Origin of the sequence: uncultured Anaerococcus sp. (genome assembly GCF_963512375.1) — a bacterium.
Lineage (GTDB): Bacteria > Bacillota > Clostridia > Tissierellales > Peptoniphilaceae > Anaerococcus.
Window position 1 is genome coordinate 75,381 of record NZ_CAUPMI010000001.1, and the last position, 11,953, is coordinate 87,333.

Consider the following 11,953-nt stretch of genomic DNA (forward strand, 5'->3'; position numbering starts at 1 on the left):
TAGCCATATTTTTTTATAAATTTTCTAGATATGCCCCATCCAAATCAAGCTTTAATCTCTTTACTTTCCAATTTGAAAAATTACTTGCCATATATTTATTAATACCATCATAAATATCATCTCTTTTATCAGCTATTAGCATTACAGTAGGACCTGCTCCGCTTAAGTAGACTCCTAGAGCACCACTATCTATAGCCATATCATAAATTTGATCATAGCCTTTTATAAGACCCTTCCTATATGGCTGATGAATTTTATCATCTAGGCATATTTTTATCAGGTCCTTGTCTAAATCTTTTAAGGCATACGATAAGACCGATGCCCTCTGGATATTATTTATAGCATCCTTTAATAAAAGTTTATCAGATATTACATTTCTTGAATCTTCCGTCCTTAGCTTAAAATCTGGAATTAAAGCTATGAATTCTAAATTTTCATCAGGGATGATTTTTTTATGATAAACCCTAGCTCCTTCCATTACGCAAAGCAAGAATCCTCCAAAGATGGCTGGTCCAACATTATCTGGATGACCTTCAATCTCTACAGCTATGTCTAAGGCTAAGTCTTTATCTATTTCCCCATTTATGAAATAAAGGGCTGCATAAATTCCTGCGACTATACAAGTTGATGATGAACCAAGGCCTCTTGTCATTGGTACTAGGCCATCAATTTCTACTTCTACGGGAATCATTTCTTTTTCTAAGTAGGAAAAAGTATACTTATAGGCATCTATGACTAGATTATGATCTCCAAAACCATCACTTTTCTTAAAGCTGAAAGTATTAAAAAGATTAAGTGATAGGCCATAGCTATCAAAGCCACATCCTACATTAGCACTTGTTGCAGGCACCCTTATTATTAATTCATTCATTTTAATTTCCTCAATACTTCCTCTTTTAAGTCTAAAGGATTGATGACATCCTTATGGATTATCTTCATATCTTTTAGAGCTGCTAAGTTATCAGGAACATCCTTACCCATGAGGTCTCCTATTTTTCCCAACTTTTCAAATTCATCATCCCCACCATCAATTCCTAGAGAATTTAGGACCTTATCAGGAAATTTAAGTGGGTTAGCGGTTGATGCTATGATTGTTTTTGTTTGATCCCCTGTTTCTTTTTTATATTTTTCATAAACGCTCACTGCTACTGCTGTATGAGGATCAATCAAATATTTGTTAGACTTGTAGGTATTTTTAATAGCAGCTTTCACATCTTCTTCACTTGCAAAATTTGCATATATTAAATCATCATAGGTCTTATCCCAAAGATAAATTTTATCCTTATTTAAAGCTTCCATGGCTTCGGCTACTTTTTTATAGTCTCCATCAGATAGGTGATATAAAAGTCTTTCTAGGTTTGATGAAATCAATATATCCATTGATGGAGATGATGTTAAAATCAACTTTCTATTTGAATCATAAGACCCAGTTTCGAAAAAATCTGTTAAGATTTTATTGTCATTTGATGCAATGATTAATTTATTAACAGGTAAGCCCATGTTTTTGGCATAAAAAGCAGCTAGAACATTTCCAAAATTTCCTGTTGGAACTGCAATATTTACCTTATCCCCAAGCTTTATTTTCTTATTTCTTACTAACCTTAGATAAGTATAAACATAGTAAACAATCTGAGGAATAAGTCTACCTATATTTATTGAATTGGCTGATGATAGTTCATAGCCCTTATCTAGTATTTTTTTATTAAATTCTTTATCGTTAAAGGCATCTTTTACAGCTGTTTGAGCATTGTCAAAATTGCCTTCTATGGCAAATACATTTAGGTTTTCTCCCTCTTGGCTTACCATTTGAAGCTTTTGTATGGCTGATACCCCATCTTTTGGATAAAAGACCATTGCCCTGACCCCATCTACATCCTTAAAACCTTCGAGAGCTGCCTTTCCGGTATCACCAGATGTAGCAACTAAGATTAAGACCTTCTTATCATCTCCATTTACTTCTAAGGAGGCCTTGAGTAAGAAAGGAAGAATGGATAATGCCATATCCTTAAAGGCATGAGTCCTTCCGTGATAAAGTTCCATTATGAAAGCATCTGTTTCTTCTATTTTTACTACCTCTTCTGGGAATTTTTGGTCATAGGCCTTTTTGACAAGGTCATCTAACTTATCTTCTAAATCATCAAAATACATCTTTAAAATAAAGCTAGCAAGTTCCCTGTAGTCTAGATCTATAAGCTTTGATAAGTCACCTAAAGCTGGGAATGCTTCAGGTACAAATAAGCCCCCGTCATCTGCTATGGACTTAATTATAGCCTGACTTGGTTTTATTTTATTTCTGTCTATTCTTGTGGATACGTATTTCATTAATAATCCCTATCTTCAAGTCTAACAATAAGAGAATTAGGATCAGCCTCTAATTTATCCTTTAAATCTACATACTTGGCATCTTTTATTAAACTTGCCTTTAATTTATCATCTATAACTTCTTCATCAAAATCATCAAGGTTTACAAGATTTCCATCATATCTAAGGTAAAAATCTGCCCTTATATCACTAGAATCTATTTGTCTATCTAAGCCTTCGCCAAGTCTTACCTTAGATTGCCTATCAAAAATAATATCTATGATGTCATTTATGATGGCATTGGCTGTAGGAAGCATGCCTGCGCCTTGGCCATAAAATTTAAGCTCTCCAACCATATCACCAAAGACTGTAACCGAGTTAAATGCACCCCTTACTGATGCAAAATAAGAGTCTGAGTATACTCCTACAGGTGCGACACAGGCTTTAATCTTTCCATCTTCAATATAGGCATCTCCTATTAATTTTATAGTCCTTCCATTATCTTTAAGAATTCTAATATCATCTGCTGTAATTTTTGAAATACCATCTACGAGTATATCATCCTCACTAACTTCTTGCCTAAAAGCCATTGTAGATAAGATTCTAAGCTTTCTATGAGTATCAAAGCCTTCTACATCTGCACTTGGATCAGCCTCAGCATAGCCAAGTTCTTGGGCTTCTTTTAAAACATCGTCATAGTCAAGTCCTTCTTCAGTCATCTTAGATAGAATATAATTGCATGTACCATTTAAAATTCCCCTAACCCTAGTGATTTCATTTTCCATTACAAGGTCCCCAAGAGGTTTTAAAACAGGAATTCCTCCAGCAACTGCTGCTTCGTGAAGGAAGTGAAGATTCATATCCCTAGCAAGATCATTTAATTCAGGAAAATACTTACTAATAGCAGCCTTATTAGCAGATACTACATGCTTACCATTTTTCATCGCCCTAAGCATCATATCCTTAGCCTCATCGACAGATGATGTAACTTCTACTACTATGTCTATAGATGGATCATTTAAAATCTTCTCAAAGTCATTTGTAAGTAACTTTTTATCAATATCGACCTCGTAAGAATCTCTAATTGTCCTTACCAAAACTTTTTTAATTTCAATTTCTGCATTAGTATAAAATTTAATTGAGTCTTCTTTTTCTCTAATTAGCTTTACTATCCCCTGTCCAACTGTTCCATATCCTAATATAGCAAGTCCTACTACTCTTTTCACATCTTACTCCTTAATGTATGATTATTTTCGCTTAAATTTATAAATAAACTATTTTTATATTAAACATCTAAAAATAATTTTTTCGACTTAGGTATTTTTTATAGATAATACTATAATATTATGCTTTACTCAAGTATTATCTTAAGCTATTATTATCAAAAATCAAGTCATCTAAAAATTAGCAAGTAAAAAGACCCCCGTAGGGGTCTCTTATTCTTTATGTACTATAAAATTATTCTTGGTCGATTGCTTCTACTGGGCAAACTGCTGAGCAAGCACCACAATCTATACAAGCATCTGCATCAATTTCAAAAGCTGCATCGCCTTGAGAGATTGCTCCTACTGGGCATTCACCTTCGCATGAACCACAAGAAATACAAGTATTTTCATCTATTCTGTATGCCATAATTTCCTCCTATGTTTGTTATATGATTAGTATACAATGATATTCATAAAATGTCAAATAAAATATGAAATTTTATTAAAATATCTTAAAAAATTTGATTAATTATTCATAATGATAATTATTATCATCTATCCTTGCTTATCTCTTCTAAGCTATAAAACTCTTCAATTTCCTCATCGCTATCATCAAGTCTTGTTCTAACTTTACACAGACCTCTGATATAGTCATTGTCAATTACGATGCCCTCACCATCTTCTGTAATAACTTTGTGGCCCTTTTTAGGATGCTCTTTTTTAGCCCTTAGGTAATTATCTTCTTCAAAATCTAGACAGCACATAAGCCTGCCGCATACTCCTGAGATCTTATTTGGATCTAGGGTTATACCTTGGTCTTTTGCCATCTTTATTGAAAGTGGATTAAATTCAGTCATGAAGCGAGAACAACAAGTCTTCTGCCCACATGTTCCATGAAAATCTTTAAGCTTGGCATGATCTCTTACCCCTATTTGTCTAAGTTCTATCCTATTTTTAAATATTGATGCCAAATCCTTTACTAATGCCCTAAAGTCAACCCTATTTTCTGATGTAAAATAAAAGGTAATCTTGCTTTTATCAAAGCTATATTCACTTTCGACAATTTTCATATCGAGCTTATGATCTCTTACCTTTTTTATAGCAAGGTCCATAGCCTCTTTTGCTTCTTCTTTATTTAGTCTATCTATCTCTAAATCTCTTGAACTTGCCTTTCTTATTACATCTGATAAATCTTTATCAAATTTATCCTCATCAATATCAATATTTGCAAGCGCAACTTCTGCTAGTTCAAGTCCATTTGAGCTTTCAACTACCACCTTGTCTTTACAAGTAAGGTTTAGATCGTTGGCCTTAAAATAGTATATTTTGCCAGCATTTTTAAATCTTATTCCAACTACATTCATTTACCCTGCCTACCTTCTCTATATATATTAAAGAATATATTTTCTATACTCAATTCAAAGTTAATATTATTCCTATAAGAAATTTGAATTTCCTCAAGTTTACTAATTAGCCTTTCTATAGAATTCAAATCCATCATACTAAGCTTTTCTAGATTATATGCATAGCTTGACCTATATGGCTTATTATCCTTATATTTAAAATCAATTAGTCCTCTAAATATTTCAATGATGCTTGAAATTAATTCATCTTTATTTTCCTTATAGGCTAATAAATAATCTCTTTCTTTATAATAAAAGGAGAGATTCCCTTCATAAATCTCTCTAATTATATCGGAAAGTCTCTCAAAATCAATATCTTTTTTATAATTTCTATTAGTTAAGGAAATTATTTGACATCTAGACCTGATAGTCGGAAGAATTTTCCCACTATTATCTGTTGTAAAAATTACTAGTACATAATCTCTTAGCTCTTCTAAGCTCTTTAGCATGGCATTTGCAGCTTCTACCCTTAGGTTTTGGGCATTATGAATTATGTAAATTTTAATTTTCCCATTTGTTGGTCTAATTACCATATCCTTAATCAAGGACCTGATAGTTGTTATATCAATTATTTCCTTATCTATTACAGATAAGTCTGGATTTATATTTGACTTTATAGCATAGGAATCAAACACTTCCTTAGCAAATTCTAAGGAGTAGTCTAGATTGTATCCTATATCCTCTCCTTCTATTATATAGGCATTAGATAAATTATTATTTGCTAATTGCCTTTCTAATATTGTCATATTTGTACATATTTTTCGACATCAATTATAAACACTGTTGCCCCACCTACACTTATTTCTATAGGTACTGTTGTGCTTATTAGTGAGCTTTCACCTGTAGGATTGATTATTGTTGTAGTGGTATTTCTCTTCTTGCAATTTTTTTCTATTATGCCAAGTGCTTCATCTAATTTAACTTCTTCCACACCTATTAAGAGGGTAGTGTTGCCTTTTTTTAGAAATCCACCTGTTGTTGAAAGCTTTGTTATCCTGTAACCTTCATCTGTTAGGGCATCGATTAAAAAATTAACGTCTGCATCTTGTACTATTGCTACTAATAATTTCATTTTATTCCTCCAATAAGCTATAAATAATTTTGATTACATCTTCTGTTAAATCTTCTATAGACTTTCTAGCATCTACCTTCACTATTTCATCTTTATAAAGATCTGCCATTTGCATATAGCCATCAAATATTTTTTTATGAAAAGAAAAGTCTTCATTTTCTAGTCTATCAGCAGAAAAATTCGCTCTTTTTCTTTCTAGAGCTGTCTTATAGTCTATATTGAAAAATATATTTAAATCAGCCTTTAGACCCTCTGTAGCAAAATCATTTATACTCTTTATCTTATCTATACCCAAATTTCTACCTAGTCCTTGATATAATAAAGAACTTAATACGAATCTATCGCAGATTACAATTTTACCATCTCTTAAATCCGGCTTTATTTTTTCTTCTACAAGTTGGGCACGACTTGCCGCAAATAGGAGAGCCTCAGTCTTTGCTGACATTTCTCTATTATCATTATCAATTATTATCGATCTGATTTTTTCTGAAATAGGCGTTCCACCTGGCTCCCTATAGAAACTTACAGGATGAGAGTCATTTTCTAATATCGTCTTAACTTTTTCTAATATGGTTGTTTTTCCAGACCCATCCGGTCCTTCAAAAACTATAAATTTTCCGTTCATGTTATTATTATACTATATTTTCCTAAGATTAGTCTAGGAGTATTTTTTCTCTAAAATTTCCCAATAAAAAAACCATTGTCTATAATAAAGAGCAATGGCTTTAATTATTATTCGTTATCTTCAGATTCTTCAGTTTCATCAACTGTTGGTACATCAGCAGCATCTGTTGCTTCTTCATCGTCGATGATTTCTTCTTCTGATACTTCTTGTAGTGAGCAGATTACTTCTTCTGCATCAGCAAGTACGTTGATGTTTTCATCTTTGAAGATGTCAAGATCAGCAACTGTTTTGTTTTCACCAATTTGTAGGTCTTTGATTTCGATATCTGCAGTTTGTGGGATGTATTTTGGTAGACATTCTACTTCTACTACATCGATATTTTGTACTAGTACGCCTGCATCAGCATTTAGGTCATCTCTACCGATTAGGTTAACTGGAACAGTAACTCTGATTGCTTGATTTTGGTCTATAGCCTGAAAATCTACATGTAAAAATTGATTCTTGTATGGATGTGTTTGAAAATCCTTTATAAGTACTTCTTTACCTTCTCCATTGACATCTAGTGTTATAATTGTAGATGTTCCAGCTTGTCTAAGAACTTTATCAAATTCTCTAGCTTCAAATTGAACATTTACATTTTCTTGATTTTTGGCATAAACTACTCCTGGTATTAGTTCGTTACTTCTAAGTTTGTTAACTTTATTTTTACCAGTAGCTTCTCTTTTTTCTGCTTGTAAAACTAAATTAGCCATTTTGCCTCCTTATTAATTCATACTAGCTAATTATACTCCATCTTTGCCTAATTTACAATAACTTAAAGATTAATATTTTTGATTTATTGATAAATTATGACCTTGCAATACAATATTGCTAATAGGATGAACAAATTAAGGAGAAATTTATGACAAGAAATGGAAAATTTGGTACTGTTGATATAACTGTATTAGGTGATGAACTTAAAGTTGGAGATAAGGCACCTGACTTTGTGGCTAATAAGATGGATCTCAGCCCTTATAATTTTTATGAGGAAGAAGGATATAAAATTAAAATTATTTCTGTTGTTCCATCTCTTGATACTGATGTATGCGAATTACAAACTAAGATGTTTCAAAAAGCAACTGAGTTTTTATCAGATGATGTTATGATCCTTACAGTTTCAAATGACTTGCCTTTTGCTCAAATCAGATTTAAGAAAAATAAAAAAGCCGACCAAATAAAATTTGTTTCGGATTATAATACAAGAGATTTTTCAAATAAATATGGCACCCTAATCGAAGAATTAAAACTTTTAAATAGGTCTGTCTTTGTTATTGATAAGGACAATACTATAAAATATGTCCAATACCTGAAGCAAAATACTGATCTTCCTGAATATGAAGAAGCTATTAAAATCGCTAAGGAATTAAGCAAATAATAATCTAATGCTAAAAGCTCCTCAAGATGAGGAGCCTTTTATTTTGTAATTAAAAATTCTTCGTATTTTTCCCTATCATAGACTACATCTAATTCGCCTATGAAGTTAGAATACTTGTCTGGATAGCAGAAGGATTGCTTAAACCTATATAGGCCATCTTTTGAATCTAGGCTGAAGGTACCTCCTAGGTCTAAATAATCATAGCCTTTTTCTAAACACCATTTTATCTCTTCCCAGATCATATTATAATTTGGCATCTTGTTGCGATGTTCATTTGAACTTGCAGCATATAGGTAATAAACCTTATTTCCATAAGGGATTAATAGAGATGCTGATAAAGCTTTGTCTTCAAAATAGGATACAAAGATTTCTGCACCTAAGTACTCTATTAACCTTTGGTAATAATCTTTTGGTCTATGGCCAATTCCTTGCCTTTCCGCCATGATCTTTGTTAATTCATAGAAAGTATCCAGGCTTTCTTCATCAGTTTTCATGACTGTTTTTATACCAGCTCTTATTGATTTTCTGATATTATACCTACCCTTTGATGAGAAGCTTTCAAATATTTTATCCTCATCATGACATGACAGGTCAATTATCATATTATACCTTGGTTGGGTAAAGGAATGAGTATCAAGGCCTACACTCCTAAAATCATAACCCAGTTTTCTGTAATCATAAACTAATTTTTCATCAAATACTAACTCTGGATCCATCCTTAAAAGAAAGGCGTCGTATTTGTCTTTTAAAGGCTCTGCTTCCTTTATTAGTGCTTCAACTAGCTTTGTATCCCTAAAATCGCATACTGGCCCTCTAGGAGCATATAAGAAGTGTTTACCATTGGTATTTTTAATTCCTATTACAGACATGGCAGCGATTATCTGCTTATTTTCTTCTATGTATACATAGTCATTTGTCCAGTTATTTTTTATTTTTGACCATGCAGTATCTTGCATTGGTCTTGCGTAAGGACTATTTCTTACAAATTCAATATATCTTTTTAAATCATTTTCATTATTTACTATTGGCATTATCTATCATCCCCTCCAACAAGGTAAGTGTGGTTATCGCACCTATACCACTTTTACTTCCTAGGTAATTTATTTCCATTTCACTTATAGAATCTATGTCTATATCTCCTACTATCTTACCATTAATATAAGAAGTTCCAACATCTATTATGAAGCTTCCCTCTTTAAAATAAGTCTTATCATAAAACGCAGCCTTTCCTATTGCAGAAATAAATATGTCAGATTTTTTTATAAAATCTTTTGGATTTTGGCAAGAGCTATTAAGGATATTTACATTTGCTCCTGCACTTGTCAAATACATAGCAAGAGGCTTACCTATTAGGCTTGTTCTATTTGAAATACTTATGTTCTTTCCCCTATAATTTGTACCAAGACTTTCTAAAAACCTAACTACAGCTCTTGGTGTTGCTGGTAGAAAATCTTTATCTCCTTCCATAGACTTTCCTAAAGATTTAAAGGTGAAACCATCCAAATCTTTTATTTTTATCCCTTCTTTTAGATAAGTTAAATCTTCATCTTGACCAAAAGGAGCTAAAATTATAAATCCATCTTCTTTATCATAAGAATTTATAAATGATAAGATTTCATCTTTACTTTCCTTGTCAAATTCCTTGTCTACATAAGAAATCCCAAATTCTTTACATCGTTTTATTATAACATTTTTATAAAATATGGCCTCTTGGCTTGGATTTTTACTTAAAAGCAGGACTTTGTTTTTAAAGTCATATTTATTTAATTTTTCTAGGATTTCATCCCTTATGTCTTTTGTATTTAATAAATTCATTTCTCTCCATTAAAAAACATCCAAAAGCTTGTGCTTCTGGATGCTTGTATGTTTTCTAGAATATTCTTCTAGCTCCTCTGAATGCTTTTTGGTATGATCCGTTAAAGATATTATCCATTCTTACGCCTGTTTGAGGAGTAGATGCGTGTACGAAGCTTCCGTCTGATCCTGTTATGATTCCAACATGGTCAATTGCTCCACCACCAAATGAGAAGAATACTAAGTCTCCTGCTTTAAGGTTATTCGTATCTACTGCATAACCATTGTTAAATTGCGCTTGTGAGCTGTGTGGTAGGCTTACTCCTAATTGTCTATAAGCATATGATGTAAGACCTGAGCAGTCAAAACCTACGCTAGGGTTTGATGAACCCCATACATAAGAATAACCAATAAATTGGCTAGCTATGCTTGCAGCTCCTTGAGCGTTTTGGTTTGCAGCTGGTGCTTTTTGTGTTGATTCTACAGCTACAGCTTGCTCTGCATTTGCTACAGCTTCTCTAACTACTGGAGCTTGTGCTTTTTGTGCAGATTGTTGAGCTTGTGCCTCTTGAGCTTTTCTTGCTTCTTCAGCTTTTCTTGCTTCTTCAGCTTTTCTTGCTTCTTCAGCTTTTCTTGCTTCTTCAGCCTTCTTAGCTTCCTCTGCTTTTTTAGCTTCTTCAGCAGCCTTTGCTTCTTCTGCCTTTATTTGTTCAACAAGGGCACTTGGGTATGTGTTTGATAGGTAAGCTAGGTTTACATAACCTTCGTTTGTTACAAACCAATCACCTTCGACATAACCTACTAGCTTATCTCCAGCCTTGATTGTTCTAAGGATGTTTGAATTGTTGCTAGCATCTTTGCTTGTTCTTATATTTAGACTATTTGTATTTACAAATTTATCAGCTACTACTGGTGCCTTAACTTCTTCTGTTTTAGCTTCAGCTTGTACAGGTTCAGTTTTTACTTCTTCTTTAGTTGCCACATCATCATTAGCTTGATATGTAACTACTTCCTGAGCTGGACTTTCTTTTTGAGTTTCTTCTATAGCAGTATCATTATATTCTACAACTTCTTTAGTTTTGCTTGAATGTTCTTCTATAACTTGATCAAGATTTGAATCATCATAGTTAACTACACCATTTTCATCTTTATCGTCATATTTTACTACTTCAGCTACTTGAGCGTTTGCTTTTTCCTCAGCTACTTTTTTTGCTTGAATGATTTGTGGTTGAACTATTTTTTGAGCAGCTTCTTCTATAAGTATGTTTTCTTTAACTTCTTTGCTTGCCTTAGCTGTATCTCTCTTTTGGCCAGCGATTTTTGTATTTTTAACTTCTTTTGTATAAGCACTTTTTACAAAAGAAGATGACGATTCTACTTCTTTATTCTCCTCTGATATTAGGGAATTTGTGTGTTTATCATTTTGTAAGTCTGTTACTGTTGTAGCATATGCTGTAGCTACAGCAGTTGATGCTGCTATTACTGTAAGCGCCGCACCTATATTTTTCTTATTCATTATTAATAACTCCTCCATATTTGTTATGAATTGTTAAATTTATTGTCTTTATTTTGAAATCTGACTATATCTTATATCTTTTTTACAAAAGTGTCAATAATTAGTTACAAAAAAATTACACTTTATCCGATATATTTTATGTTTATTGAGATATTTTATGAAATTTCCCAATATTTATAAAATGTAACCGGTTAAGGTGTAATTTTTTCCTACAAGTCTTTTAATTTTTTGTAACTAATTTTGTAGTAATTATGTAAAGAGTAAATCTGTAAGCCGTGTTCTGTCGTGGATAATCATCTATCTAGGCTTACTATTGCTAGTAAGCTCAAGCGAACTACCATTTTGCGGACAGGACCGAGCAAGCCCTTTTGCGTCCTTTTGTTCTTGCACCGGATGGGGTTTACATAGCCTGCCTATCACTAGGACAGCTGGTGAGCTCTTACCTCACCATTCCAACCTTACCAGCCGAAGCTGGCGGTATACTTTCTGTTGCACTTGCCTGAAGATCACTCCTACTTGACGTTATCAAGCATCCTTGCTCTATGGTGCACGGACTTTCCTCGTGGCCTAGGCCCCGCGATTATCTAATTTACTCCGTATTGTATTTTATCTTTATTTTTAAA

13 protein-coding genes and 1 other RNA gene are annotated in these 11,953 nt (G+C 32.8%); 1 reads left to right on the forward strand and 13 read right to left on the reverse strand.

All coding sequences use genetic code 11. The features are described from left to right. Positions 1–13: 13 nt before the first annotated feature. The 9 genes from thrB to RRB46_RS00465 form a co-directional block, all read right to left on the reverse strand. Positions 14–871 (reverse strand): homoserine kinase, encoded by an 858-nt coding sequence (thrB, locus tag RRB46_RS00425; RefSeq protein WP_311537092.1) that lies wholly within the window; start codon positions 869–871, stop codon positions 14–16. Next, positions 868–2,322, reverse strand: coding sequence for a threonine synthase (gene thrC, locus RRB46_RS00430; protein ID WP_311537093.1), 1,455 nt, complete (start codon positions 2,320–2,322; stop codon positions 868–870). The genes thrB and thrC overlap by 4 nt, the downstream gene beginning before the upstream one ends. Then, entirely contained in the window at positions 2,322–3,527 is a 1,206-nt protein-coding gene (locus RRB46_RS00435) for a homoserine dehydrogenase (protein ID WP_311537094.1), read from the reverse strand. Before RRB46_RS00435 ends, thrC begins: the two co-directional genes overlap by 1 nt. Positions 3,528–3,759: 232 nt before the next feature. Continuing rightward, positions 3,760–3,933, reverse strand: a complete 174-nt coding sequence (locus RRB46_RS00440; RefSeq protein WP_296125960.1) for a 4Fe-4S binding protein — start codon at positions 3,931–3,933, stop codon at positions 3,760–3,762. Between the two features lie 124 nt (positions 3,934–4,057). Beyond that, a complete protein-coding gene (locus RRB46_RS00445; protein ID WP_296125957.1) occupies positions 4,058–4,870 on the reverse strand; it encodes a stage 0 sporulation family protein in 813 nt (270 codons plus the stop codon). Continuing rightward, positions 4,867–5,655: a DNA polymerase III subunit delta gene (locus RRB46_RS00450; protein ID WP_311537095.1), complete on the reverse strand. Its 789-nt coding sequence runs from the start codon at positions 5,653–5,655 to the stop codon at positions 4,867–4,869. The genes RRB46_RS00445 and RRB46_RS00450 overlap by 4 nt, the downstream gene beginning before the upstream one ends. After that, positions 5,652–5,981, reverse strand: a complete 330-nt coding sequence (locus RRB46_RS00455) for a cyclic-di-AMP receptor (protein ID WP_106460570.1) — start codon at positions 5,979–5,981, stop codon at positions 5,652–5,654. The genes RRB46_RS00450 and RRB46_RS00455 overlap by 4 nt, the downstream gene beginning before the upstream one ends. 1 nt (position 5,982) lies before the next feature. Further along, entirely contained in the window at positions 5,983–6,606 is a 624-nt protein-coding gene (gene tmk / locus RRB46_RS00460) for a dTMP kinase (RefSeq protein ID WP_296125946.1), read from the reverse strand. Between the two features lie 107 nt (positions 6,607–6,713). Then, on the reverse strand, positions 6,714–7,358 hold the full coding sequence (locus RRB46_RS00465) for a 50S ribosomal protein L25 (protein WP_311537096.1): 645 nt from the start codon (positions 7,356–7,358) through the stop codon (positions 6,714–6,716). Between the two features lie 149 nt (positions 7,359–7,507). Between RRB46_RS00465 and tpx the strand changes: the two genes are divergently transcribed. Then, positions 7,508–8,020, forward strand: a complete 513-nt coding sequence (gene tpx / locus RRB46_RS00470) for a thiol peroxidase (protein ID WP_311537097.1) — start codon at positions 7,508–7,510, stop codon at positions 8,018–8,020. Positions 8,021–8,058: 38 nt separating this feature from the next. Here tpx and RRB46_RS00475 read toward each other — a convergent pair whose 3' ends face one another. The 4 genes from RRB46_RS00475 to rnpB form a co-directional block, all read right to left on the reverse strand. After that, entirely contained in the window at positions 8,059–9,051 is a 993-nt protein-coding gene (locus RRB46_RS00475; RefSeq protein ID WP_311537098.1) for a peptidoglycan bridge formation glycyltransferase FemA/FemB family protein, read from the reverse strand. Further along, a complete protein-coding gene (locus RRB46_RS00480; protein WP_311537099.1) occupies positions 9,035–9,835 on the reverse strand; it encodes a bifunctional 5,10-methylenetetrahydrofolate dehydrogenase/5,10-methenyltetrahydrofolate cyclohydrolase in 801 nt (266 codons plus the stop codon). The genes RRB46_RS00475 and RRB46_RS00480 overlap by 17 nt, the downstream gene beginning before the upstream one ends. Positions 9,836–9,890: 55 nt before the next feature. Next, entirely contained in the window at positions 9,891–11,330 is a 1,440-nt protein-coding gene (locus RRB46_RS00485; RefSeq protein WP_311537100.1) for a C40 family peptidase, read from the reverse strand. A 253-nt stretch (positions 11,331–11,583) separates the two neighbouring features. Further along, positions 11,584–11,926, reverse strand: an RNA gene (gene rnpB / locus RRB46_RS00490) — RNase P RNA component class A. Positions 11,927–11,953 lie beyond the last annotated feature (27 nt).

Excerpts from the sequence above, each read along its gene's own strand:
- thrB (WP_311537092.1), bottom strand. The coding sequence starts at position 871 with ATGAATGAATTAATAATAAGGGTGCCTGCAACAAGTGCTAATGTAGGA.
- thrC (WP_311537093.1), bottom strand. The coding sequence starts at position 2,322 with ATGAAATACGTATCCACAAGAATAGACAGAAATAAAATAAAACCAAGT.
- RRB46_RS00440 (WP_296125960.1), bottom strand. The coding sequence starts at position 3,933 with ATGGCATACAGAATAGATGAAAATACTTGTATTTCTTGTGGTTCATGC.
- RRB46_RS00445 (WP_296125957.1), bottom strand. The coding sequence starts at position 4,870 with ATGAATGTAGTTGGAATAAGATTTAAAAATGCTGGCAAAATATACTAT.
- RRB46_RS00450 (WP_311537095.1), bottom strand. The coding sequence starts at position 5,655 with ATGACAATATTAGAAAGGCAATTAGCAAATAATAATTTATCTAATGCC.
- RRB46_RS00455 (WP_106460570.1), bottom strand. The coding sequence starts at position 5,981 with ATGAAATTATTAGTAGCAATAGTACAAGATGCAGACGTTAATTTTTTA.
- tmk (WP_296125946.1), bottom strand. The coding sequence starts at position 6,606 with ATGAACGGAAAATTTATAGTTTTTGAAGGACCGGATGGGTCTGGAAAA.
- RRB46_RS00465 (WP_311537096.1), bottom strand. The coding sequence starts at position 7,358 with ATGGCTAATTTAGTTTTACAAGCAGAAAAAAGAGAAGCTACTGGTAAA.
- tpx (WP_311537097.1), top strand. The coding sequence starts at position 7,508 with ATGACAAGAAATGGAAAATTTGGTACTGTTGATATAACTGTATTAGGT.
- RRB46_RS00475 (WP_311537098.1), bottom strand. The coding sequence starts at position 9,051 with ATGCCAATAGTAAATAATGAAAATGATTTAAAAAGATATATTGAATTT.
- RRB46_RS00480 (WP_311537099.1), bottom strand. The coding sequence starts at position 9,835 with ATGAATTTATTAAATACAAAAGACATAAGGGATGAAATCCTAGAAAAA.
- RRB46_RS00485 (WP_311537100.1), bottom strand. The coding sequence starts at position 11,330 with ATGAATAAGAAAAATATAGGTGCGGCGCTTACAGTAATAGCAGCATCA.